Raw genomic sequence first — 24,965 nt, 5'->3', positions numbered from 1 at the left:
CTCAGGAGGCCGGCTACGGGAGCCAGAGGACGAGTCCGGTGTGGCCGGTGAGGACGCTGGCTGTGCCTGCGCGGATGGCGGCGGAGGCTCGGGCCGGGGTGAAGGTGGTGGGGTCGTAGGTGGAAGAGGCGCCCAGGCCTTCGCCTCGGAAGGAGGCGCCGGTCCAGTCGGCGGCTGTGACGTTGCCGGTGGGCTCGGCCAGCTCGGCGCCGACGACGAGGAACTGCTGGTCGAGATGGTTGGGCGTGACAATCGCGAGGGGGTCGACGAGATTGTCGCCGGCGGCGACGATCAGGTCGGGGTGCAGGTTCATCGCATCGCCGATCTGGGCGATGTACTTGTCGGGCGTGGTCGCCTTGACGGTCCTCAGGCTGACGTCTTCCTGCTTCGCCCAGTCCTCGACCGCGGTCACCAGCGTTTTCGTCTGGGCGTCGTCACCAGCGGTGAGCAGGACGACACGGTAGTCCTTCGGCGGGTGGACGCCCTCCCACGAACCGGGTCGCGGCGTGATCGTTGCCTCGGGCGACGGTTTCACGCTGGGCACGAAGCCGGCGCCGAGGGCGCCGATCGGGGTCGGTGCGGCCGCGCGTGGTTGCGACCAGTCGTCGGCCGATGCACAGCCGGTGGCGAGTACGGCGATCGCGGCCGTAGTACCGACGGCTTGGAGTAGGCGCACGGAATCGTCCTTCGTCAGCAGGGGATCAGCTCTTTTTACCTCATGGTTCGCCGATACTTCTGGTGGTCGGCACTTGTTCGTCTGCGGGCAGCCGATCGTTCACCCATCAGGTGGAGCGTGCGCTCCATGTCAGGTATCACGAGGGTCCTCGCAGTGGCCGCGGCCGCCGTGGTCGTAGTACTGGGGACCGCGCCGGCGGCGGAAGCGCACGGCTTCAGTTCGACCGTGTACGCCGATCTCACCTCGCCGGCCAAGGAGCATGTCCGCGCCCAATTGGGACTCGAGTACGACCTGCTCGTCGTCTCGGCCGCCGACGCCGGGAAGGACGACCCGCTCTTCAAGGACGGTACCGCTGCGTTCGAATCCGGCGACGCGGAGCAACAGACGGCCGCGCTGACGAAGCATGCCGACGCGGTCGTCCGCTACGCCACCCAACGCTTCACCGTCACGGCCGACGGCCAGGCCTGTACTGCGAAGCGCGACGGCGACTTCACCATGGAGGAACGCGAGGGCGTCCCGTACGTCGCCCTGGTACTCGACTTCCACTGCCCCCAAGCCGCTGCGCACGAGATCCACAGCGGGCTGTTCCCCGACGCCGAGGGCTATGTCAAAGGCACCAAGACGATCGTCACGTACCACCTCGACCTGAAGAAGGGCAGCAGCGCCCTCGACGACCAGCACCCCGTACTGTCGACTCAACAGTCAACAGGGCAACGGTTCTGGGAGTTCTTCCGGCTCGGCGCCGAGCACTTGCTGACCGGGCTCGATCACATCTTGTTCCTGCTGGCGCTGATCGCCGGATCCCGCCGGTTGCGCGAGATCGTGCTCGCGGCAACGACCTTCACGATCGCTCACTCGGTGACCTTCGTACTGGCCGCGCTCGGTCTCGTCCACGTGACCGCATCCTTCGTCGAGCCGGTCATCGCCTTGTCGATCGCGGTCGTCGCGGGCTGGCATCTGTGGCGGCTCTGGCGTCGCGGCCGGACGGCGACCGTGATCGAGACGGACAGCCGCAGCCATCTCAGCCTGGACCGTGCGGGCTGGACCCGGCTGGCCGTCGTGTTCTGCTTCGGGCTCGTGCACGGACTCGGTTTCGCCGGTGCGCTGGGGATCGACGAAGCCTGGTCGTGGCAGCTGTTGTGGTCGTTGCTCGTCTTCAACATTGGCATCGAGGTCGTCCAGCTGTCGCTGATCGCGCTCACCTTCCCGTTGCTCGCGTTGCTCCGCCACCGCGCTCCGGTTGCCGCTCTCTGGACCACTGGCACGATCGCCGCCGGCGTCTCAGCGGCCGGTTTGTTCTGGTTCGTACAGCGAGTGACCGGGATGTGACGCGCCCTCGACTGTTGCGTGGCGTGCAGTCGAGTAGTGAACCCTTGTTCACCTGAATTCCACCGACCGGGAAGACGCTCGGATCGCACTTTCAGGCACCACCTCTGTAGGGGGATGGACAATCGATGAAGCTCATCAAATGGGTGGCAGTAGCCGCCGTCGGCGCCTCGGTGGCGTTCGGCGGCGGTCTGGGTACGGCGCAGGCCGCCGATGCCCCGGCACCCACCCGGATCATCCTCGGAGTCGGCTCCTCCGAGGCTCAACGCGTCGTGAGCTGGTACGCCTCGACCGACGCGGCGCAGGTCGTCGAGCTGGCCGAGACCGCGAAGATCGTCAAGGGCAAGTTCCCGGCGAACGCGACCAGCTTCCCGGCCACCGTTGCCGCCAACGTCGTGAACGGCGGCTTCAACGGGCACGCGACGCTCGACGGGTTGAAGCAGAACACGTCGTACACGTACCACGTCGGCAACGGCGCCACCTGGTCGCCGGCGTACACGTTCAAGACGCACGCGTTCAGCGGTGACTACGACTTCCTGTTCTTCGGCGACCCGCAGATCGGGTCGTCCGGGGACGTCGCGCGGGACGGCGCCGGCTGGGCCGACACGCTCAACGTCGCACTGACCGCCAACCCGAGCGCCGAGCTCCTGGTCTCCGGTGGCGACCAGGTCGAGACGGCCAACAACGAGCCGCAGTGGGACGCCTTCCTGGGTTCCGACAAGCTGCGGCAGTACCCGTGGGCGGCGACCATCGGCAACCACGATGTCGGCGGCAAGGCCTACGAGCAGCACTTCTGGACTCCGAACACCGACCGTTCGGCACCGTTCTACCGCGGTGACGCCAAGTCCGAATCGGGCGGCGACTACTGGTACAAGTACAAGGACGTGCTGTTCGTCGACCTGAACAGCAACGCCTACGCCAACAACGCCGACGCAGCGCACATCGACTACGTCAGCAAGGTGATCCAGGCGCAGGGCGCGGGTGCGAAGTACACGGTGCTCGTGTACCACCACTCGATCTACTCGCCGGCCGATCACGCCAACGACACCGACAACCAGAAGCGCCGGCTGGACTTCCCGACGGCCTTCTCGAACCTCGGCGTCGACCTGGTGCTGCAGGGCCACGACCACAGCTACTCGCGTAGCTACGTGATCAAGAACGGCAAGAAGGCCAACCCGGCCGAGCAGCCGGGCGCCACCAAGGTGGAGCAGGGTCCGGGCGGCGTCATCTACGTGACGGCGAACTCGGCGTCGGGTTCGAAGTACTACGACCTGACGGCACCCGACACCAGCAAGGACCCGAACTACGGTCCCGACCCGTTGAACCCGAAGAACCACTGGGCCAACTCGGTCGAGAACCAGGAGCACGTCCGGACGTACGTGAAGGTCGACGTGCGCGACGACAAGCTCACGGTCGAGGAGATCCGCAGCGGTACCTGTGCCGCCCCGAACGCCGCGGTCGAGCTCGGGCGCGTCGCCTGGTGCGGTCCGAACAGCGGCGCCAGCCCGGCCCAGCCGGTCGGCTCCGTGATCGACCGGGTCCGGTACTACCCGTACAACGACCGTGGTGTCCGCGCCGCGGCCGCCGACGGCGTGAACTGGACCCAGAGCAAGACCACGACGGAAGACGGTCAGGAGAAGGTCACCCTCACCTCGGTGAGCTGACCCTCGCGGGGCGGGCGCTCTCTGGGGCGCCCGCCCTTTTCGCATTGGAGATTGCCAGATGTTTCGTATGCCCGGTGTAGTGCTGCTAGCTGTCGGTGCCATCGTTTTGGGAGCGGGCACCGCCGCGGCGGATGACGGCACGCCCTGGCAGGTGAAGACGGCGTCGAACAGCTACGGCTCCGGCCGGGCGAACTACGCTTACACGCTCGCTGCTGGAGGCCAGGTAGAGGACGCTTTTGTCGTGGTGAACCGTGGCAAGGCGCCGATTGACCTCGCGGTCTACGCAGGGGACGCCTTCACCACGGCGGACGGCGAGCTCGATCTTCGGGGTGCTGACTCGAAGGATCTCGGTACCTGGGTGCATGCAGATCGCAAGCAGGTAAGGGTTCTGCCGGGCAAGTCCGTCGAGGTGCCTTTCAAGATCGCCGTACCGGCCGACGCGCGACCGGGTGACCATCTTGGCGGCGTCATCACCTCGCTGACCCAGAACGATGTCGAGCGCCGGCTCGCCATCCGGATCCGGTTGCGAGTCAGCGGAGAACTCAAGCCGAGCCTCGCGGTCGAGGACCTGACAGTGCAGTACTCGGGCAAGCTGCTCGGTAGCGGCGATGCCACCGTCGCCTACGAGATCCGCAACACCGGCAACACGATCGCCGCGGCCCGCCAAGAGGCGTCGGTCTCCGGCCCCTTCGGACAGCTGAAGGCCAAGTCGGGCGCGATCGCGGACTCGCCTCAGCTGCTGCCCGGCGAGACGTGGAAGGTCTCCGTACCTGTCCACGACGTAACCGCTGCCGGCCGTCTGACCGCGGCGGTCGACCTGCTCCCGTTGGTCACCGACGCGGCCGGCTCGACGGCGACCTTCCCGGTCAGTAAGACCAGCGCCCACGCGTGGACGATCCCATGGGCGTTGCTGCTGGCGCTCGTCCTGGTTGCGGCTGCCGTAGTACTGGTTGTTCGCCGGGTGCGAGCAACCCGTCGACAAGCTGCTTGAAGGTTAAGTGCGGTCGGTCACTCTTCGGCAAATAGTAGGACGTCCACGCATATAGTCGGACTTCCTAGTATCTGGTGAGGCTGCCCATTGCAGTCGCGACGTACGGGAGTGAGACGTTGAGCACTGAGCTGAGCCACTTTGTGGCCGGGCAGCACCTCGCAGGGACCTCGGGACGGTTCGCCGACGTCTTCGATCCGAACACGGGTGGCGTGCAGGCGCGGGTGCCGCTGGCCAGTAAGGCGGAGGTCGTCGCGGCGATCGATGACGCCGAGCGGGCTCAGCTCGAGTGGGCGGCTTGGAACCCGCAGCGGCGGGCGCGGGTGTTGCTGCGCTTCCTCGACCTGGTCAACCGGGACATGGAGTCGCTGGCTCGGACCCTGTCGAGTGAGCACGGGAAGACCGTTGCGGATGCCAAGGGGGACATCCAGCGTGGGCTCGAGGTGATCGAGTTCGCTGCCGGGGGACCGCACCTGCTCAAGGGGGAGTACACGACCGGCGCTGGTACCGGCATCGACGTCTACTCGATGCGTCAGCCGCTTGGTGTGGTTGCTGGGATCACGCCGTTCAACTTCCCGGCGATGATTCCGCTGTGGAAGGCCGGACCGGCGCTGGCCGCGGGCAATGCGTTCATCCTCAAGCCGTCTGAGCGCGATCCTTCGGTGCCGTTGCGGATTGCCGAATTGTTCCTCGAGGCGGGGCTGCCGGCCGGTGTCTTCAACGTCGTCAACGGGGACAAGGAAGCGGTCGACACGCTGCTGGAGGATGAGCGCGTCAGGGCCGTCGGCTTCGTCGGGTCGACGCCGATCGCGCAGTACATCTATGAGTCCGCGGCGGCCAACGGTAAGCGGGCGCAGTGCTTCGGCGGCGCCAAGAACCACATGATCGTGATGCCTGACGCGGACCTCGACGATGTCGCCGATGCGCTCATCGGTGCTGGGTACGGTTCGGCCGGCGAGCGGTGCATGGCGATCTCGGTGGCGGTACCGGTCGGTGCGGAGACGGCCGACGCGCTCGTGGCGAAGCTGAAGGAGCGGATCGCTGAGTTGACCGTCGGGCACAGCCTGGATGAGAAGGCCGACTACGGACCGCTCGTCACCGCCGAGGCGCGGCAGCGGGTGATCGACTACATCGGGGCCGGTGTCGAAGAGGGCGCGGAGTTGCTGGTCGACGGTCGGGACTTCGTTCTGGCCGGCCACGAGTCGGGCTTCTTCCTCGGGCCGACGTTGTTCGACAAGGTCGGTCCGGGCATGCGGATCTACGACGAGGAGATCTTCGGGCCGGTACTCGTGATCGCGCGCGCGGAGACGTACGAGGAAGCACTCCGGCTGCCGAGTGAGCATGCCTACGGCAACGGTGTCTCGATCTTCACCCGGGACGGCGACACCGCGCGGGACTTCACCGCACGCGTCAATGTCGGCATGGTCGGCGTGAACGTGCCGATCCCGGTACCGATCGCGTACCACACGTTCGGCGGCTGGAAGCGGTCCGGCTTCGGCGATCTGAACCAGCACGGGCCCGACTCTTTCCGCTTCTACACGAAGACCAAGACGGTGACGTCGCGGTGGCCTTCAGGAGCCAAAGAGGGTGCCAGCTTCGTCATCCCGACGATGAGCTGACGCGATGACCTCGGACAACGAAGAGCTGGACGCGATCGCGCGGGAGGTGCGCAAGTTCGCCGAGCACGAGCTGGCGCCGAACGCGATCGAGTGGGATCAGACCAAGCACTTTCCTGTCGATGTACTGCGGCGCGCCGGTGATCTCGGGCTGGGTGGTATCTGCGTCGCCGAGGATGTCGGTGGCTCGGGGCTGGGGCGGCTCGAGGCGGTGACGATCTTCGAGGAATTGGCGCGAGGGGACACCGCGATCGCGGCGTACGTGTCGATCCACAACATGGTCGTGTCGATGATCGACTCGGCTGGTACTGACTCCCAGCGTCAGCGGTGGGTGCCTGGATTGGCAAGTATGGAAGGGCTGGGGAGCTACTGCCTCACCGAGCCTGAGGCCGGCTCGGACGCGGGGGCCTTGCGGACTACGGCTCGCCGCGACGGCGATGGGTATGTGCTCGATGGGGTGAAGCAGTTCATCTCGGGTGCGGGGTCGTCCAGCGTGTACGTCGTGATGGCGCGTACCGGCGATGCTGGGCCGCGGGGGATCACCGCTTTCATCGTGCCCGGGGATGCTGACGGGCTGTCGTTCGGGGTGAACGAGCGCAAGATGGGTTGGCATGCGCAGCCGACGCGGCAGGTGATCCTGGACGGCGTACGGGTTCCTTTGTCTCAGCGTCTTGGCGAGGAGGGTGAGGGGTTCGGCATTGCGATGCGCGGGCTCAACGGTGGTCGGTTGAATATCGCCGCGTGCTCTCTTGGTGGTGCGCAATGGGCTTTGGAGCAGGCGACCAGCTATCTGCAGACCCGCACGGCGTTTGGCGGGCCGCTGATCAGCCAGCAGGCGTTGGTGTTTCAGTTGGCCGACATGGCGACTGAGCTGGAGGCGTCGCGGTGCTTGCTGCATCACGCGGCTCGGACGCTTGATAGTCGGGCGGCTGATGCGGCGAAGGTTTGCGCGATGGCTAAGCGGTTCGTGACTGATGCCGCATTCGGCGTTGCGAACAAGGCTTTGCAGTTGCACGGCGGGTACGGGTACCTGAGCGAGTACGGCATCGAGAAGGTGGTCCGCGACCTGCGCGTCCACCAGATCCTGGAAGGAACCAACGAGATCATGCGACTGATCGTCGGCCGCGCGCTCATCGAGGAGGCGGCATGACCGAGCCCACTGTGCTGATCAGCCAGGACGGCCGGGCGGGGCACATCGTGCTCAACCGGCCGAAGGCGATCAACGCGCTGACCCACGAGATGGTGACGCTGATCCAGACGGCGCTGGATTCGTGGGCTTCCGATCCATCGGTGCAGACGGTGGTGCTGACCGGTAGCGGCGAGCGCGGGTTGTGTGCGGGTGGCGACATCGTCTCGATCTACCAGGACGGGCTTGCCGGTGGTACGGCGTCGGCAGAGTTCTGGGCCGCGGAGTACCGGCTGGATGCGACGATCGCTGAGTACCCGAAGCCGTTCGTGGCGATCATGGACGGGATAGTGCTGGGTGGCGGGATCGGGCTGTCGGCGCATGCTGATTTGCGGGTCGTCACCGAGCGGTCGAAGATCGGGATGCCGGAGACGGGGATCGGGTTCTTCCCTGATATCGGTGGGACCTATCTGCTGTCGCGGGCGCCGGGGGAGTTGGGGACGCATCTGGCGCTGACGGCTGGGTCTGTGCAGGCGGGCGATGCGATCGCTGTGGGGTTGGCCGATTGGTATGTGTCTAGCGATCGGCTTCCTGCGTTGATTGCTTCACTGGCTTCTGTGGCGCCGGCTGAGGCGTTGGCGGCGGTGGCTTTGGAGGCTCCGGCTTCTGGGTTACTGGCGGATCGGGAGTGGATCGATGCGGCGTACGAGGGCGATGACGTGGTGAAGATCCATGCGCGGTTGGCGGCGTCGGAGGTTGAGGCGGCGCGGGCGACGGCCTTAGTACTGGCTGGGAAGTCGCCGATCTCGGTGAAGGTGACGCTGCGGGCGTTGCGGTCGGCGGCGGACTTCTCGTCGCTGCGGGAGGCGCTTGATCAGGAGTACCGCTTGTCGTTGCGGTTCCACGGGTCGCATGACTTTCTGGAGGGGGTTCGGGCGCAGGTGATCGATAAGGATCGCAATCCGCAGTGGGTGCCGTCGTCGCTCGACGATGTTGCTGAGGAGACGGTTGCGGCGTACTTCGCTGGGCTTGGTGCTGATGAGCTTGGACTGACCCAGGGGAGTGCATTGTGAAGGTTGGGTTTATCGGGCTGGGCAACATGGGTGGGCCGATGGCGGCAAACCTGGTCAAGGCTGGGTATGTGGTGACCGGCTTCGATCCTGTGGATGCGGCGCGCGCTTTGGCTGCTGAGGCCGGCGTCGTGGTGGCTGCTTCTGCTGTCGAGGCGGTTGTCGGGGCTGAAGTGGTCATCACGATGCTGCCTAGTGGGCGGCATGTGCTCGATGTCTATCAAGGTGCTGACGGGCTGTTGGCCGCGGCGCCTGCGGGTGCGTACTTCGTGGACTGCTCGACGATCGCGGTGTCGGACGCGCGTGAGGCGGGTGCCCTTGTCGTCAAGGCTGGTCACCGGGCGCTTGATGCTCCGGTCTCGGGTGGCGTCGTCGGCGCCACCGCGGGGACGTTGACGCTGATGGTGGGGGCGCTGGCTGAGGATCTCGAGGCGGTACGCGAGGTACTGGATCCGATGGCTGGGCGCGTCGTGCACTGTGGCGAGCCGGGGGCTGGGCAGGCGGCGAAGATCTGCAACAACCTGATTCTCGGCATCTCGATGATCGGGGTGAGCGAAGCTTTTGTACTCGGCGAGAAGCTGGGGCTTTCGCATCAGGCGCTGTTCGACGTGACGTCGACCGCGTCGGGTCAGTGCTGGGCCTTGACTACCAACTGCCCGGTACCGGGTCCCGTGCCGACCAGTCCGGCCAACCGTTCGTACCAGCCTGGTTTTGCGGCGCCGCTGATGGCGAAGGACCTCGGGCTGGCCCTGCAGGCTGCTGAGTCGACCGGTACGTCAGCAAGTCTGGGCGCCCTGGCTGCGGCGCTCTACCGGGAGTTTGCCGATGGCAACGGTTCGGGGCTGGACTTCTCGGCCATCATCAACGAGATCAGGGATGCTTCATGAACAACATCATCGTGACCCGCGACGGGCGGACGGCGACGATCACCTTGGATCGGCCGAAGGCACTCAACGCCTTGAACGAGGAGTTGATGCACGAGGTGGTGGAGGCCGCGACCTCGCTGGACGCCGATCGTGGGGTCGCGGCGATCGTGATCACCGGGTCGGAACGGGCGTTCGCGGCCGGGGCTGACATCAAGGAGATGCAGGCACAGTCGTACCAGGACATGTATCTGTCGGACTGGTTCACGGCCTGGGATCGGCTGGCGGCGGTCCGTACGCCATTGATCGCGGCGGTCAGCGGATACGCGCTGGGTGGCGGGTGCGAACTGGCGATGATCTGCGACATCCTGATCGCCGCGGACACGGCGAAATTCGGCCAGCCGGAGATCACGCTCGGGGTCATCCCGGGGATCGGAGGCTCGCAACGCCTGACCCGCGCGATCGGCAAGGCGAAGGCAATGGACCTGATCCTCACCGGCCGCACCATCTCCGCCGAAGAAGCCGAACGCGCCGGCCTGGTCTCCCGCATCGTCCCGGCGTCGACCTTGCTTGCTGAGGCATCCGAGGTAGCCCACAAGATCGCGTCGATGTCCCTGCCCGCTGTCTATGTCGCGAAGGAGGCCGTCAACCGCTCCTTCGAAACAACCCTTGCCGAAGGCATCCTCTTCGAACGGCGCACCTTCCACGCCACCTTCGCCTTCGACGACCGCACCGAAGGCATGACCGCCTTCACCGAAAAACGCAAGCCAAACTTCACCCACCGCTGAGCCCCTGGCGGCAGGCAGTCCCGGTCGGAGTATTCCCCACGCCTGCCGCCACGCTCATTCCTACGTCGCTCACTCCTACGTCGCTCACTCCTACGTCGCTCACTCCGCGCCAGGCTCCCACTCCACCCGATCGCGGGCTCCTCGGTCGCCCACTTGGTGAAGACGGTGGCGGGTCCGACGTCGAGTGGGAGCCGGGTCGGCTGGTGGTGGCGGGATCGTCGCCGGGTGGATCTGTGGTGGGTGACGGCCCCAAGCTGCCCGCTACGCCCGCTCCCGCTACGCCCGCTCCCTCGTCGCGTGCTTCTCCGGCGCTCCCACCCGCCCCTGGTGCGCGTCCTCCTCCGTCGGCCGCTTGGTGAAAGCGTTCGCGGTGGGCCGTCTCATCCGGGTGCCCCCGCACCCGCGAACGCCGCAATCGCGCGCGGTCAGTACGAGCCCGGCAACATCCGGCGCGGCCAGAGCCCGGGCGACATGTTGCGCGAGGGATCGTCCATGTGCGCGCCGTCGATCAGGTGAGGCGGTGGGTGCCGGTGTGGTCGACGCGGAAGGTGAAGCCGTTGGGGGTGGTCCAGTGGAGTGCTCCTTCGTCGGTGGGCTGGACTCGCCAGCCGTGGGCGTGGGTTTTGACGCGGTGGTGGTACCGCGTTGCTGGTGTGAGGTTGGTGGTGCTGGTTTGGCCTGGTGGTCCGTGGGGGTTGTAGGGCTGGATGTGGTCCAGGTCGGTGTGTGGGGTGGTTTCTGTTGTGCTGTAGGGGAATCGTTCGACGGGCTGGGCGAGGCGGATGCGTTCGCGGATGCGGGTGGGGATTTCGTAGGCGTTGACGTCGATGTGTTCGTTGAGGTCGATGACTGGTTTGAGGATTACCTGGTTGTGGCCGAGTAGCTCTTTGAGCTGGGTGGCGATGAATGCTCCGTGCTCTTCGACTCTGACGATGCCTTCGCCTGTCAGGAGGGTCTCGTCGGTGATGTGGACGTAGAGCACGACACGTTCGCCCCTCCCGCTGCGGGTTCCGGGGGAGTGGGCTGCGTTTTTGATGGTGGCGAGTTTGCTGGCTAGTTGGTGGCGGGAGTATGGGTCGATCGCTGCCCGTGTGTCGATGGCAGGAGAATGGACACGGCCTACTGGCTCCTGCCCAGAACTCAGGTACGACGCGCGCCAGACTGCTTCATCGGCCGGCCCAGGCCCACCGAACTCACCGACACCACCCAAGTCGTCGATGTCCGAGAAGTTGCTGAAGTCGCCGGTGTCACCAAGGTCACCGGGCGGTTCTTCGGCCGGGAATTCGGGCAACTCCAACTCGCCCACCGATACGCTGGCAACCGATTCCGCAACTGCTCCAGGCAAGTCCATCCCGACCTCCGAGGAGTGGTCAGCTGATTTCGCAGCAGGTGCTGCGGCGGAGACCAGTTCAGCGTCTGTGGAGCTGCCAGGTAGCTGCCCGGTCGGCGCTCCGGGCGGGTTCGGGCCGGCGTCCGAGGTGTCATAGGCCGGGCGTGAAGCCGTTGCTTTGGGCAACTTCGGCTCGGTATCCGAGGGTTCGCGGGGTGGCGCCGCTGGTGTAGTCGAAGTGGGTGCTCCGGGCGGGTTGGCGGGTGCTCCGGGCTCGTTCGGGTCTGCCTCGGTGGTTGGGGTGTCGGTGCGGGTGGGGTGGGTGGCGAGGTAGCGGGCGGCGGTGAGGAGTTCGTAGGCGGCGAGGGGGTCGGCTAGCCAGCCGATGGCTTTGGCTCGGCGTTCGGACAGGGAGTCGGGGTCGCCCAGCTCGTGGAGGGCCCAGGCGACGTCGTTGAGGGAGGCGTCGATGGCGATGACGTCGCCACTGGAGGCTTTGACCCAGATGGTTTTGGTGCCGTGGTCGTCGGAGGGCTGGACCCAGACGCCGCGTTCGCGGGCGTGTTGTTCGGCGGCTTGGCGGGCGGCGTCGGGGTCGGCTTCTTTGATGACGGCGTCGATGATTTTCTGGAGGCGGTAGGCCGAGAGGGTGTCGATGACGGCGACGACGCGTTCGTCGACGAGGGCGGCGGCTTCGAGGGAGAGTTTCAGGCAGGCGCGGGCGACAGCGCGGGCGCGCCACACGACGGTCTGGCCGTTGAGGGTCTTGGCCCAGATACGCGGGAAGCGGTGCCGCAGGGCGAGTGCTTCACCGATATAGCTGGCGGCGGCGCCGCTGGAGATCTTGAGCAGGACGCCGAGTTCGGCGGGGGCGAATTCGGCGATTGCCGGACATCCGTCGCCGCCGTACACGACCAGCCGCTCACCGCCACGCGCCCCGGAACTCTTTTCAGAGGTTGTGGGCAGGGTGGTGTGGAGGTCGGCGAAGTGGAGGGTTGCTTGGAGTTTGCCGAGGGCGGCGCGGTTTTCTTCCGTGTCGAATTCGACGGCGGCGTCGAGGGTCGCGGCGGCGTCGAAGTCACCCCATCCATCGTCGAACATGTGTTCGATTCTATCGTGACTTTGCGTGACCGCGAAATCGACAGATGCTCATCTCCCTTGTCTGCAAGGGCTGCGAGAGTGTGTAGCGTCAGCCGGGTGGGTCGAGGTGGGTGCCTCGACCCACCCGGGTCAGCGCTCGAGCGGTCGTCCAAGCCGGCGACGTAGGGGCGGACGTTGCGGCCGGCGTGGGGAGTACTTAGCGGGTGGTGGCTTTGAAGGTGTTGTATTCCTGTTGGGTCAGCTCGTGCAGCTCGTGGGCGGGGGTCTTGGATTGGGGGCTGCCGCCGCCTACGTCGCCGCCGCCGAAGCGGATGTTGGACCAGTTGTTCTGGGCGGTGAGGGTGGTGCGGCTGGTGTCGCCGTTGATGGAGGTGGCGGCGGTGTCCAGGGTGTCGCCGTCGCAGTTCCAGTCGATGGCTGCGTTGCCGGCTCCCGAAGTACGGGTGGTGCCGTTGGGGCACTTCCAGTAGGTCTTCCAGGTGGCGGCGGCGGAGGTGTTGAGGCCTACCGACTCACGCAGGCTGTTCTCGTTCAGTGCGGGCGGGGCGAAGTTCGAGTAACTGAACCAGTTGGCGCCGCTGGTGCGGGGGACGCCGTCGAACTGGAAGAAGTAGTTCATCACGCTGAGGTAGTTCGGCTTGTAGTTGACGCTGTTGGTGCCGCCGTGGGTCAGGCCGAGGTCGTGGCCGAGCTCGTGGATGAAGGTGCCGACGTTCCGGTTCTCGGTGACGGTCCAGTTGCACTTCGGGCCCATCGTCACGATGAAGGTGTCGTTGGGGATGGCGAAGGCGTTGCCGCTGCTGCAGGAGTTGTCGTAGTCGTCGGCCCAGAGCATGTAGTGGAAGACGGCCTTGCGCGCCGAGGCGAAGTTGGCGTTCTTGATCGCGTCGGTCTGCGACTCGGCGGGCTGCAGGTTGCTGTCGTACGGCACCTGGTTGCCGCCGCCGAGGTTGTACGCCGAACCAGCGGCCGGCCCGCCATCGAGGTGGATGCGGATGCCGGTACTGCCGTCAGGGTTGCTGATCGGCGCGGCGGCGAAGACCGCCTTGATCCGGTCGAACGCGGCGGTACTGGCCAGCCGGCCGCTCATGTAGTCCATCTCGACGAACAGGTCCTTCTTGTTCGGCGTCGCGCCCATCGCGGGCAGGTTGACGTCGATGACGCCGTCACTGTTGGCGTCGTAGCCATTGATCTCCCAGGCGTCGGGGAGCGAGTCGCCGTCGGTGTCGGTCGCGAGCGGGGCTGCGGCGAGCGACACCGCACCTGCGGCGGGTGGGCCGTCGGGCGCGACCGCCGCGACGGCACCACCAGCCGCAGCGGCGGTCAGAACGAGCGAAGAGAGCGTGGCGAACAGGGCGGGGCGGGGGCGGATTCTCATCGATCTCCTCAGAATCGAGCGGGGCGCCCCCAAAGGATGCAGTCGACCGGTCACTGAACGCAATGGTTTCAGTGCACTCCGTCGACTGCCCGGGTGTCATCCTCAGTGCGCCATCCCAGCGGCCAGCTCGGGCGTGCGGCGGAGCATTTGCAGGGCTCGCATCCGCATCGGGCCGATGCTGCCGATCGGCAGGTTCAGCATCTCGGCGATCTCGGTGTACGACGGGCAGCTGTCCGACATCAGCAGGCGGATCAGCCGCTGGTACCGCCCCGGCAACCGGCGCAGGGCCTGTTCCGTGGAGGGCTCGTACTCCCCGTCGACCGGGTAGACGTCCAGTACTGCGGTCCGCTGGCCGTCACTGTGCTCAGCGGTCGGGTCGGCGTACAGGAGGTACCGCTTCCGGCTGATCGCGAGCCGCAGTCCCTCGCGCCGGGCCGTCGCGGCCAGCCAGGCCGGCAGGCACTCGGGGTCGCGAATCTGGCGACCGTGCTGCCACAGCCGCAACCAGGTGAGCTGAGCGACGTCTGCTGCGTCGCTGTGGCTGAGACCGACGCCGCGAGCCGCGTGGGTGAGCAGGTGGGCGTAGCGGCCCTCCAGCTCCTTCCAGGCTGACCAATCGGAGTCGAGGGCCCGGCCGAGGAGGACCTCCAGGGAGGGTCCGGAATCGGTGTGGTGGCGATTTCCCTCGGGCGTCCGTTCAGTTTTGCGTGGCGAGATCGTCGACACGTTCCACGTCCTTTCGCTGATTCACGCAGAATGAGCGAACGGCCTGGGAGCAAAAAGGCACAGGTGTGTTCTGCCGACACTGGCGGACGTCAGCAGGCAGCCCGCAGGGAGCTGTGGGCTGGATGAATCCTCACTCGGCAATACCTTGAAGCGACCTGTGCCTCACGCGCCCCCAGCGGCCGTCGTCAGTGCTGCCTTCAGTGACTATTCGATCACCGGGCCCGTCACGTAGGCGTAGTCATGGCGTCACGGAACGACGGTCTTGGCGTCACCGCTGGCATACGTATCAGCAATGGGTGATTGCTCGGTCGCACTGGGTTCGCGAAGTGACGATCCGAGCAGCCGGAGCAACGGCAGCGCCATCATCGTGGTGATCAGCGCCATCATCACCATCACGGTGAAAGCGCCCTGATTGATCAGCCCGGCACTGAGCCCCGCGGACAGGACGACGATCTCGGTGATGCCTCGGGCATTCATCAGTACGCCGAGCCCGATCGCCGACCGGACCGGCAGGCCGCCCGCTCGCGCCACTGGCGTGGCGCCGAGGAACTTGCCGACCACCGCGACGACCAGGAGCAGGGCGCCAGCCGCGAGGACCTGCGGATGCGAGATGGCGGCGTTGACGTCGGTCTTGAGGCCGATCGAGGCGAAGAAGACGGGCACCAGCAGCGCCCGGTTCAGCCCGCAGATCTGCTCGGACACCTGCTTCACCGGCAGCACCTCCTTCGGTACCACCAGCCCGGCCAGGAAGCCGCCGAAGATCGCGTGGACGCCGATCGCGTCGGTAGCGGCAGCCAGGCCCAGGATCAGCGCGAGCACCGCCAGCACCAGGATCGGGGTGGGGAGGGCCGCGGCGTACCGGTCGGCGAGCCAGCGTAGTACCGGCTTGAGGACGAACACGCAGCCGACGCCGACCAGGATCGTCAGGACCAGGGCCACCAGGGCCGTCGTCAGGTCCGAGGACTTGATCAGCGCGAGGACGATCGCGAGCGCACACCAGGCGAGTACGTCGGCAACGGCAGCGCAGAGCATGGCCAGCGAGCCGAGCCGGGTGCCGACCAGCCGGAAGTCCTGCACGATCCGCGCCAGCACCGGGAAAGCGGTGATGGCGAGGGCGGTACCGATGAAGATGGCGAACGGCAGCCGGCCGACCGCCGGTCCGGCCAAGGTCGAGTACAAAGGCAGCGCCGCGACCACACCAAGGGCGAACGGGACAGCCATGATCGCGAGGCTCGCACCGGCGATCGCCCCCCGATCACGACCGAGTTTGTCCCGGCCGAACTCGGCGCCGACGGTGAACATGAAGATGGCCAGCCCCGCCTGCGCGAGCAGATTCAGGTTGGGCAGGACCGATGCCGGGACGATCGCGTTGAAGAGCCCGGGCGCCAGCGACCCGATCACCGACGGGCCGAGGATCAGCCCGGCGATGATCTCGCCGACCACCGGCGGCTGGCCGATCAGCTTGGCGAGCTTGCCGAACACGGTCGCCAGCGCGCAGACGACGGCGACCGCGATCAGCAGCCGCCACATCAGCTGAGCCGGAGAAGCCGCGGCCGGTGCGACCGGACCGGCCGCGGCAGTGTGGTGCTCCGGATCGAGCCACCCGGCGGCGTACGCGATGCCGAGCAGGACGACCGCGGCGGCGACGAGACCGCCGGCGACCGCCAGTCCACGACCGGGTTTGGGCAGCAGGGAACTGTCTGTTGCGGACATGGCGGCCTCTCTATTCAGGTATTTGAAGGGTTCAGCTGCGCAGCGCGCCGTCGGCGGAGAGCGGTACTGCGGTGAGCTCCTCCACAGTCCGATGCGTCCCGTTGGTCGCCTGGCCGGACCGGCGAGCCAGTAGATCGTGGGCGATGTCGCCGGCCCGGTTGCCGAGCACACTGAGCAGCGAGTCCGCGATGCCGTGCGTCGCCTCGTTCACGCCCTGCAGGTAGCAGGCCGCGTCCGACGGCTCGTTCAGCTCCAGCCGGTACCGCCGGGTCACCTCGATCTGGTCCAGTCCGATCGCCGCGGTCAGATCGCGAACCATGGCAGGCATTTCGCGGACGAAGCCGGTCCCGAGGAAGAGGTAGTCGAGCCGGAGCTCGGTGACCTCTTCGTTGCGCCGGTCGGTCAGCTCGAGAACGATCTCGTCGCCTTCCTCGCGGGCGGCGGTGATGTCGGTCATCGTCACCAGGCGGCGCCGGTCGACACCGTGCAGCTTGTCCAGGTACATACCGGTATAGAGGTCCTGCAGCAGGTCGGTCTCGACGCCGGAGTAGTTCGTCAGGTGCATCTCGCGCAGGATCTGCTCCCGGCCCTCGGGCCGCGCCTCCCAGACCTTGTCGATGAACGACGGGTAGTACAGCTCGTTGATGAACTTGTTGGTGTCGTACGCACGCAGCCCGATCGACCGCATCACCCAGTTCACGTCGCCGGTCGGCAGGTCGTTCTGCAGCGCGCGGAACATCTCGGCCGCGCTCTGCGCCGCACCGACCACGGCGACCCGGTGCGGCTTGTCCTTGGCCAGCTCCGCGATCCGGTACCGGTACTGCGTGCTGTGCACGAGCCGGTCAGCAGGCAGGCCGGCGAGGACCGGTGGCACGTAGGCGTCGCGGCCGGCGCCGATGACCAGGTACCGGCTGGAGATCGTGCTGCCGTCCGCGAGCTTGGTCAGCCAGCCGGTCAGCGTGCCGGACGCGTCGCGGACCGGCGCGATCGACGTGCACTCGCAGCCGAGCTCGAACTTCACCTTCTGCAGCGACTCCGCCACCCAGCTCAGGTAGCCGGAGATCTCCACCCGGTACGGCGTGAAGCTGCCCATGTTGATGAAGTCGTCGAGCCGGCCGACACTGCGCAGGTAGTTGAGGAAGGTGAACCGGCTGCGCGGGTTCCGCAGCGTCACCAGGTCCTTGGCGAAGGCCACCTGACTCTTCGTCCACGGCAGCAGCAGCCCGCGCTGCCACTCGACGGTGTGACCGCGTTCGATCACGAGCGAGTTCTCTGCCAGGCCGTCGATCCCGAGCTCCTCGACCGCGACGGCGAGGGCCAGGTTGGCCGGCCCTCCACCGATTGCGAGTAACTCGACCTCACGGTTTGTCATGCGGGCTCCCAGTGTGTTTGCTCTGTCCCGGCTCACCATGGCCGTCCGGAAAACTCGGTCTCGTTCAGCGCTTCGTACTTCAGCTCGACCAGCTCCGCCGCGGCGGTCAGCCGGTCGGCGCAGCTGGCGGGGTCGTCGGCGGTACAGATGACGTACGCGTGCCGGCCGATGTGCGCGCGCGGCGGTAGCCGTACGGTCGCGCCGGCGGGCACCATCGGGTGTGCCTCGATCAGGCCCGGTACCGCGCCCGGCTCCGGCACCGTGATCTCCACGACCCGAGCGTCCTCGGGCGGATAGCAGAACCGGATTCCGACGCAGCTGCGGTGATCCATCGCCAGGTCGGGCTGGACGCCTTCGGCGACGTCGACCAGCACGGTGCCCGGATCGATGCCGGTGGCAAGCTTTCCCAGGTACGGGATCAGGTCGCCGCCGAGCCGTCCGTTCACCTCGATGATGGTCGGGCCGCGGGAGCTGAACCGGATCTCGGTGTGGGTGATCCCGTACGGCACCCCGAGCGCGGCGTGTGCCGACCGGAGCAGTTCGCGCAGCTCGGGATCGGTCAGCAGCGGGTCGTTGCCGTCGACGATGTGGCCGATCTCCTCGAAGTACGGCGGCGGCCCGAGTTGCTTGTGGGCGATGCAGAACGGCGTGTACTCGCCGTCGACCACGGCACCGTCAACGCTGATCTCCGGACCGTCGACAAGCTCCTCGATCAAGGCGCCACCGTGGTACGCGGCCGGTCCGCTGCGACTGGAGTCGTCGGCTCGCTCGAACGCCGCGGCGATATCGTCCGGTCCGTTGACCAGAGCGACACCGATGCTGGCGGCCATACCGCGCGGCTTGACCACTACCGGGTACCCGATTTCGGCGGCTGCGGTGGCGGCCGCTTCCGCTGTCGTCGCTACCGCGAACCGTGGTTGCGGGAGTCCGGCGGCTGTCAGTGCTTCTCTGCTCTTGACCTTGTTGCGGCACCCTTCGGCGCCGGCGGGCGTCAGGCCGGTGAGGCCGAGTCGATCCGCCACCAAGGCGGTGATGATCACCGACGGTTCGTCGTACGTGAAGACACCGCGGACGCGATGCGATTTCGCGACCGCCTCTGCTGCAGCCAGCAAAGCCTCGTGATCGAGGACTAGACCGGATCCCTGTAAGGGAACGACAACGTTGCTGCCGGCCAGGAAGGGCTGTTGCCACGTCACCGGTTCGTCGTCGATCAGCCACAGCGGCCGGCGTTTGGCCGCACCCTCCAGCAGGTACTGGCGGTAGGGCTGAAAGCCGCTACCGAACTGCAGCACGACACCGTCGGTGTTGTCGTCGTCCACGCGTTTGCCTCCCGGGCTGAGCACTACCCAACGAGAGGGGACCGGGTGGCACGGGTGATACAGCGACCTGTCCAGGGACCTGTCCGGGGACCTGCTCGGGAGCGTGTCCGGGAGCCCGGTTCGGGAACTGCCGGGGAATTGTCTGATATCAGCCGGGCCAATGCCTTGTGATCATTTAGCTGAGGATTCAGACTTCACCGCAGGTAACGCAGGGGTCACTGATGAGGAGGTCCGATGCCGATATCGGGAGACGGATCCGGCGAAAGTCTTCGCCGTAACGGAGCGTCGCCCAGTAATCACAGGAAGTGGGAATTCACACCTGTGGGGGGACGCTCGACGATTGAATCCGGTCTAGTCGATAACCCGGTTCCGGATTCTGCGCCGGAAGAAAACATGGACGTACCCAAACTTCGGCTGCTCGACGGTTTCCGGGCGGTGGTGGACCAGCAGACACTGTCCATTCCGCTCAGCGCCCGGCGGGTGGTCGCGTATGTGGCGCTCCGGGGCCGGTCCAGTCGCGCGGAGGTGGCTGGCACGCTGTGGCCGGAGGTTTCGGATTCCAAGGCACAGGCGTGCCTGCGAACGGCTTTGTGGCGGTTGCGTCAGTTGAGTGAGCACCCGTTGGTCACCGGCGACGAAACCCTGCGTTTGGATGAATCGCTTGATGTAGACGTCAGTACGCTCGTCACCGCGATTCGCCGGGTGATCAACGACGGAGAGTGCGGCGCCGATCAGGGGTTGTTGCCGACGCTGGCCACGATGGGGGAGTTGCTCCCCGGCTGGTACGACGACTGGGTCCTGCTGGGGCGGGAGCGGCTGCGCCAATTGCAGTTGCACGCGCTCGAGCTGACCGCGCAGGCGTTGACCTGCGACGGCCGGTACGCCGAGGCGATCGAGGCCGCGATGGCAGCGGTGCGGCTGGAGCCGTTGCGGGAGAGCGCGACCCGCGTGCTGATCGAGGTCCATCTGGCCGAGGACAACGTGGTGGAGGCGATCCGGCGGCTGGAGTTCTTCCGCAAGAGCCTGGCCACCGAGCTCGGGGTCGAGCCGACCGCGGAACTGGTGGACCTGGTCCGCAGCCGGCAGACCGTCTCGCACGCCCGCCGGGAGATGCCCGACATGCTCCGGCGGAACCGCCATCTGGCCTAGTACGCCGACGGACTCCAGACGTCTTCCTGGTCGAGTGCTTCGACGTGGTACTTGCCGAGCGCGCTGATGATCAGCTGCAGCTCGAGTGCCAGGCACTCGACCAGGTTGACGAGGCCGTTGTCAGGGTCGGTGTCGACCGAGATCAACGCGGCCCGGCCCAACCCGGCCGCGTTGGCGCCGAGGGCAAGGGACTTGGCGACCCGCGCGCCTTCCCACATCCGGCCGGAGACCAGCAAACACTCGGATGATTTCTCGATCCGGCGCAGGCACTCTCCGAGAGGGAGGCCGACCTGGTCGAGGAACGCGCGCGGTGCCCAGCCGGTACCGCCCTCAGCGCCGTCGACGGTCACGGCATCTGCTCCGGCGTCCCAGGCCACTCGGGAGGCTTCCGCGACATCTCTCGCTGGTGGCAGCTTCACCCAGATCCGGGCTCGCGGGTAGTTGTTGCGCATGAGCCGGATCTGCTGCCGCAGGATCTCGGCGGTGAAGCTGCCGGGGCTGCTGCTCCGTAGTACCTGACCATTGCCGACCACGGGATCGAGGAGGTAGGCCTCGGCCAGCCGCTCGGCCGCCTCGGTGCCCATTAGCGTCATCCCGCCCAGGCCCGGCTTCGCGCCTTGGCCGACCTTGAGCTCGAACGCCAGCCGGCCAGACTGCAACAGGGACAAGGCATTCGGGTCGCTGTAGACCAGATTCCACACCTCGGCGTCCGCGTCCTCGGTGCTCTGCTGTACGACGACACCGCCGTACCCGTCGAGCGCTTCGGCCTGGTACGCGCTGATCCGGCCGAGCAAGGAGCGTTCAGCGTCCTCCTCCAGCCGGCCGTAGCTGTTCACCGGCATCACGTTCTCGCCGACGACCATGGGGATGCCGAGCCGGCCGGCCTGCCTGCTCGCCGCGATGCCGAGCGCGACGCTGGCCGCCTCGGTCGAGCCGAAGGCCGAGATGTACAGGGGTAGCGCGGACCGGAAGCCACCGATCGTCGTCTCGAGCACGACGTCGCGGTAAACCGGTTCCCGGGCCAGCTCGAGGAGTTTCGCGAAGCGCTGCGGGACGAAGACCGGTGGTACGAGCCGGAGCCGGTCGATCGGGCAGGTCGGCTCCGGCCCGCCGGTCTCCGCGCCGAACAACGCCTGCCCGTACTGGTCCGCGGGCGGGAACGCGTCGGCAGCGCCGGTCTTGGCCCGGCTTCGGACAGCTGCCTCGGGGAACGTCTCGGCGTGCAGGATGGCCACCTCAATCGATTCGCACTGGCTCTTGCTCCGACAGAGGCAGAGAAAGACCGACGAAAATACCCCTCGCTGCGCTCGGGATGGGAGTAGGGCGAATACGACCAACCCTGAGTCCGGGTCGCGGACACTCGTATCAGCCGCTCCGGGCCGTTCCCTCACCTTGTGTATAAGCGGTTCACACTCGATTGGGCCGGGGGGCACAACCATGAAGTCCGCACGCGCGATCACCTTGCTGGTCGCCTTCACCCTGGGTATCAGTACGTTGCCCGTCGGCGGCGCTACCGCCGCCACGAATCCCTGCAGGTTGCCGGAAGGCGTCCTGCACTCCACCGCCCTCGCCACGCGCTCCGCAGTCAACTGCGGTGCCGTCGGCAGACTCCTTGACGCCGGCGACGGCGTCGCACTGGCCGTCCAGCAGCCGGGGGACAGCGTCACGATGGACCTGCTGTTCCCGTCCGGCGCACGCACCTACACGCTGACCACCGACGAGCAGGGGCGGGTGATTACCGGTTCGGCTCCCGCCAAGCACGAGCCGGTCAACCAGTTCCCTGACCTCGCCGGGCAGCCCGGTGCCTGCGACCGCGACACCTACGCACTCCGCGACTACAAGTGGCACTCACCCTGGTTGTTCCGTACGACGTGGGGCACAAAGCTCGCCACCAACCGGCAGTCCGACTTCGACGCGGCCACTCGACGGGCCCTCGCCAACATGACCAAGGGCCACAACACCTGCGGCATGCGGGGCAAGAACGGTGCGTCCGGTGCTCTCGTCGGTCACACCGCCCGGCAAGGGAACTTCGTGTACGTCGATGGCCAGACCACCTGCGGCGAACGCGATCACCAGAGCGTGATCGACGAGGGCGACCTGCCCGGCGGCTCGTTCGAGGCGACCCTGGCCTGGACCTGCACCTGGTCCGAGACCAGGCACGGCCGGACCCGAGCCGTCGAGGCCGACATCAGGATGAACAACGCCGACTACAACTGGACCTACGACCCGGCAAACGATCCCCAGTGCAAGCCCGAGCTGCCGCCGGACAAGGACCGCTGGCGGTACGACGTGGAGTCGGTCCTGACGCACGAGATGGGCCACGTCTACGGGCTGGTGAACCTCAGCGCCGACGAGGACCTCAACCTCACGATGTACCCAGGTGTCCGGCGCTGTACCGGACACATGCGCACGCTCGGCCGAGGCGACGTCCTCGGGATGCAGGCCCTCTACGGCCGCCGCTGACCCCGAGTCAGCCAGCGGTACGACAGTGCGGCCACCGTAACGATCAATGCCCAGAGCAGGTAGGGCCCAGCCATCACAAGGAGGACCACGACGGCCCCCTGCGCGATGAGGGCAGCAAGGCGACCCTTGCTGCCCTTCGGCAGCAGCTTGACGGCTGCCGCGACACCTACGGCGTACACGGTGACGAACAGGCCGGTGGTGAGCAGCACCAGGGATGACGGTGTGATTCCCGCCGCCACCACGATCAGAGCCGTCACCGTGGACATGCCACCGAGCAAGGTGAGACTGCGGCGCGGTATCTCACCAGCAGCGCTGCCCTGGGTGAGCCACTGCGGCAGCGAGCCGTCGCGGGCCAGGGCAGCACCCAGCTTGGAGGCGCCGGCGTAGTACGCGTTCATGGCGCCGAAGCTGAGCAGGAGCGCGGCACAGGCGGCAAGGATGCGGGAGTTGCCGCCGAGGCCGATCGCCAGCAGGTCGCCCAGGGGCGCGTCGGTGTCGGCCGCACCCGGGCCGAGCACGGTGATGGTTGCGAAGGCGACGCTCAGGTAGAGCACCCCGACCACGACTACTGCGATGGCAGTAGCCCGTGGCACATCCCTTGCCGGGCGACGGAACTCGGCGGTCAAGTGGGTGACCGCCTCCCAGCCGACGAAGCTCCACACGAGCAGTGCGGCCGCAGGGCCGATCGCCTTCCAGCCATGCGGAGCGAAGGGATGCAGGTTGGCCAGGTCGGCGTGGGGGAGTGACAGGGCGACCGCTCCGACCAGGAAGACGGCCAGCAGCGCGGCCAGGGCGATCTGGACACGGCCGGTCACCTGGATCCCGAAGGCGTTGGTGGCCGGTACCGCCAGGATCAGGAACAGCATGGTCGCCAGTACCGTCTTCTCGCCGCCCCCGATGCCCGCCTCGACATAGCCGCCGGCCCAGAGCGCAGCGGCCGGTCCTCCCACAGGTACGGACAAGTAGAAGCACCACCCGACTACAGCCGCCGCCTTGTCGCCGAACGCCAGCCGGGCGTACGTCGCGACGCCACCGGAGTCCGGATACCGCGCACCGAGCGCGGCGAACGTCGCCGCCAGGGGAGCGGAGACGATCGCCAGGCCGAGCCAGGCCAGCAGCGACGCCGGCCCGGCCACCTCGGCGGCCAACGCGGGGAGTGCGATCACGCCAGTGGCCAGCACGGCCCCGACGTACAAGGCCGTGCCCTGGCCCAGGCTGAGCGTGCCGCTCGGCTCCGTGGTTGCTTCGGTCATGCGGGACATCTTCGCTTGCCCGAGGCGGTCACGGAGAGGGGATACCCGGTACCTTCGGGAACGCGCTCGCCTGCCAGACCGAGTCGAGGCCGGCCACGTAGCGGGTGAAGCGTTCCAGCCCGAGACCGAACCCGGCGCTCGGCGGTACGCCTTCCTTGAGCAATTGCAGGTACCACGCGTACTTCGCCGGGTTCTCGGCCGTCTCCCGCATCCGGGCGACGATGGTCGCGTAGTCCTGCTCGCGCTCAGAACCGCTGCACAGCTCGCCGTACCCCTCGGCCGCTATCAGGTCGAAGTTGCGCAGCATGCCGGGCTGGTCCTTGCTCTCCTTGTCGTAGAAGCCGCGCGACCCCTTCGGGTAGTCGGTGACGAAGAACGGCCGGTCCACCTGCTGCGACAGCCTCGCCTCGCCGACCCAGTCGATCTCCGCGTCCGGGCTCTGGTCGTGGTCGATGGCCCGCAGATCGGCGACGGCGTCAGCATGCGTCCGGCGCCCGAAGTGCCCGGTCAGTACTTCGGCCAGCGCGCCGGCGTCCCGGCCAAGGGTGTGCAGCTCGCCGGGCAGGTCGGTCAGCACCCGCTCGATGACGTACCGGACCAACCCCTCCGCCAGGTCGAGCGCGTCGTCGCGGCCGGCGTTCGCCATCTCGCAGTCGATCTGGTGGAACTCGGCCAGGTGCCGGCTGGTCGACGTGGTCTCCAGCGGCTCCAGCCGGACGTTCGGCGCGATGAAGAAGATCTTGTCGAACGAGGTCAGCGCCGCCTGCTTGTAGAGGATCGCGCTCGTCATCAGCTTGTACCGGTGGCCGTAGTAGTCGACGTCGACCTGCTTGGCGCCGCGGGCGCCCGGGTCGGTGACCGGTCCGATGATCGGCGGCAGCAACTCCAGGAAGCCGCGGCCGGTGAGGTACTCGCGGGTGGCGGCCAGCATCTTGTTCTGGATCACCAGGACCGCTCGGGTGTCCGGCGAGGTCAGGTGCTCACGGGGACTCGGCGGCAACGAGGCCTCGGCCTGCGCGGGGGGAATCCGGGTCTCGGTCATCA

At 67.1% G+C, this 24,965-nt stretch carries 20 protein-coding genes; 10 read left to right on the top strand and 10 right to left on the bottom strand.

Translation table 11 applies throughout. The features are described 5' to 3' along the window. Positions 1-13: 13 nt before the first annotated feature. Positions 14-676: a hypothetical protein gene (locus OHA70_RS35950; RefSeq protein WP_328325627.1), complete on the bottom strand. Its 663-nt coding sequence runs from the start codon at positions 674-676 to the stop codon at positions 14-16. Positions 677-802: 126 nt separating this feature from the next. Here OHA70_RS35950 and OHA70_RS35945 point away from each other — a divergent pair, with 126 nt between their 5' ends. The 8 genes from OHA70_RS35945 to OHA70_RS35910 all read left to right on the top strand — a co-directional run bounded on the left by OHA70_RS35945 (position 803) and on the right by OHA70_RS35910 (position 10,117). Then, entirely contained in the window at positions 803-2,005 is a 1,203-nt protein-coding gene (locus OHA70_RS35945; RefSeq protein ID WP_328325625.1) for a HupE/UreJ family protein, read from the top strand. A gap of 125 nt (positions 2,006-2,130) precedes the next feature. Further along, positions 2,131-3,666: a metallophosphoesterase family protein gene (locus OHA70_RS35940; RefSeq protein WP_328325621.1), complete on the top strand. Its 1,536-nt coding sequence runs from the start codon at positions 2,131-2,133 to the stop codon at positions 3,664-3,666. Positions 3,667-3,733: 67 nt separating this feature from the next. After that, the gene (locus OHA70_RS35935) at positions 3,734-4,657 is read left to right on the top strand and encodes a WxL protein peptidoglycan domain-containing protein (protein ID WP_328325619.1); all 924 of its coding nucleotides are present in this window, start codon (positions 3,734-3,736) and stop codon (positions 4,655-4,657) included. A gap of 74 nt (positions 4,658-4,731) precedes the next feature. Next, the gene (locus OHA70_RS35930; RefSeq protein WP_328325617.1) at positions 4,732-6,273 is read left to right on the top strand and encodes a CoA-acylating methylmalonate-semialdehyde dehydrogenase; all 1,542 of its coding nucleotides are present in this window, start codon (positions 4,732-4,734) and stop codon (positions 6,271-6,273) included. A 4-nt stretch (positions 6,274-6,277) separates the two neighbouring features. Further along, positions 6,278-7,420 carry an acyl-CoA dehydrogenase family protein gene (locus OHA70_RS35925; protein ID WP_328325615.1) on the top strand — a complete coding sequence of 381 codons (1,143 nt, stop codon included), beginning with the start codon at positions 6,278-6,280 and terminating at the stop codon, positions 7,418-7,420. Then, entirely contained in the window at positions 7,417-8,469 is a 1,053-nt protein-coding gene (locus OHA70_RS35920) for an enoyl-CoA hydratase/isomerase family protein (protein ID WP_328325613.1), read from the top strand. Before OHA70_RS35925 ends, OHA70_RS35920 begins: the two co-directional genes overlap by 4 nt. Continuing rightward, positions 8,466-9,353, top strand: a complete 888-nt coding sequence (mmsB, locus tag OHA70_RS35915; protein ID WP_328325611.1) for a 3-hydroxyisobutyrate dehydrogenase — start codon at positions 8,466-8,468, stop codon at positions 9,351-9,353. Before OHA70_RS35920 ends, mmsB begins: the two co-directional genes overlap by 4 nt. Then, the gene (locus OHA70_RS35910; protein ID WP_328325609.1) at positions 9,350-10,117 is read left to right on the top strand and encodes an enoyl-CoA hydratase; all 768 of its coding nucleotides are present in this window, start codon (positions 9,350-9,352) and stop codon (positions 10,115-10,117) included. Before mmsB ends, OHA70_RS35910 begins: the two co-directional genes overlap by 4 nt. Before the next feature lie 508 nt (positions 10,118-10,625). Here OHA70_RS35910 and OHA70_RS35905 read toward each other — a convergent pair. From OHA70_RS35905 to OHA70_RS35880, 6 genes are all read right to left on the bottom strand, one after another. Next, a complete protein-coding gene (locus tag OHA70_RS35905) occupies positions 10,626-12,548 on the bottom strand; it encodes an HNH endonuclease signature motif containing protein (RefSeq protein ID WP_328325607.1) in 1,923 nt (640 codons plus the stop codon). 196 nt (positions 12,549-12,744) lie between these two features. After that, positions 12,745-13,926 carry a hypothetical protein gene (locus OHA70_RS35900; protein WP_328325605.1) on the bottom strand — a complete coding sequence of 394 codons (1,182 nt, stop codon included), beginning with the start codon at positions 13,924-13,926 and terminating at the stop codon, positions 12,745-12,747. 102 nt (positions 13,927-14,028) lie between these two features. Continuing rightward, on the bottom strand, positions 14,029-14,652 hold the full coding sequence (locus OHA70_RS35895) for an RNA polymerase sigma factor (protein WP_328325603.1): 624 nt from the start codon (positions 14,650-14,652) through the stop codon (positions 14,029-14,031). A gap of 246 nt (positions 14,653-14,898) precedes the next feature. Continuing rightward, positions 14,899-16,365, bottom strand: coding sequence for a cation:proton antiporter (locus OHA70_RS35890; RefSeq protein ID WP_328325601.1), 1,467 nt, complete (start codon positions 16,363-16,365; stop codon positions 14,899-14,901). 31 nt (positions 16,366-16,396) lie between these two features. Further along, the gene (locus tag OHA70_RS35885) at positions 16,397-17,737 is read right to left on the bottom strand and encodes a SidA/IucD/PvdA family monooxygenase (protein WP_328325599.1); all 1,341 of its coding nucleotides are present in this window, start codon (positions 17,735-17,737) and stop codon (positions 16,397-16,399) included. A gap of 32 nt (positions 17,738-17,769) precedes the next feature. After that, a complete protein-coding gene (locus tag OHA70_RS35880; protein ID WP_328325597.1) occupies positions 17,770-19,056 on the bottom strand; it encodes an ATP-grasp domain-containing protein in 1,287 nt (428 codons plus the stop codon). Positions 19,057-19,449: 393 nt separating this feature from the next. On the opposite strand from OHA70_RS35880, the gene OHA70_RS35875 reads away from it, so the two are divergent. Then, positions 19,450-20,205, top strand: coding sequence for an AfsR/SARP family transcriptional regulator (locus tag OHA70_RS35875; RefSeq protein ID WP_328325595.1), 756 nt, complete (start codon positions 19,450-19,452; stop codon positions 20,203-20,205). On the opposite strand, the gene OHA70_RS35870 is transcribed toward OHA70_RS35875, so the two are convergent. Further along, the gene (locus OHA70_RS35870) at positions 20,202-21,440 is read right to left on the bottom strand and encodes a glutamate synthase-related protein (RefSeq protein ID WP_328325593.1); all 1,239 of its coding nucleotides are present in this window, start codon (positions 21,438-21,440) and stop codon (positions 20,202-20,204) included. The genes OHA70_RS35875 and OHA70_RS35870 overlap by 4 nt on opposite strands. Positions 21,441-21,642: 202 nt before the next feature. On the opposite strand from OHA70_RS35870, the gene OHA70_RS35865 reads away from it, so the two are divergent. Next, on the top strand, positions 21,643-22,668 hold the full coding sequence (locus tag OHA70_RS35865) for a matrixin family metalloprotease (protein ID WP_328325591.1): 1,026 nt from the start codon (positions 21,643-21,645) through the stop codon (positions 22,666-22,668). Here OHA70_RS35865 and OHA70_RS35860 read toward each other — a convergent pair. Further along, positions 22,653-23,921, bottom strand: a complete 1,269-nt coding sequence (locus OHA70_RS35860) for an amino acid permease (protein WP_328325589.1) — start codon at positions 23,919-23,921, stop codon at positions 22,653-22,655. The genes OHA70_RS35865 and OHA70_RS35860 overlap by 16 nt on opposite strands. Positions 23,922-23,949: 28 nt before the next feature. Further along, positions 23,950-24,963 carry an asparagine synthetase A gene (locus tag OHA70_RS35855; protein ID WP_328325462.1) on the bottom strand — a complete coding sequence of 338 codons (1,014 nt, stop codon included), beginning with the start codon at positions 24,961-24,963 and terminating at the stop codon, positions 23,950-23,952. Positions 24,964-24,965 lie beyond the last annotated feature (2 nt).

Source organism: Kribbella sp. NBC_00382 (genome assembly GCF_036067295.1).
Lineage (GTDB): Bacteria > Actinomycetota > Actinomycetes > Propionibacteriales > Kribbellaceae > Kribbella.
The sequence above is the reverse complement of the archived record's forward strand: the minus strand, read 5'-3'. Positions and strand labels throughout refer to the sequence as shown.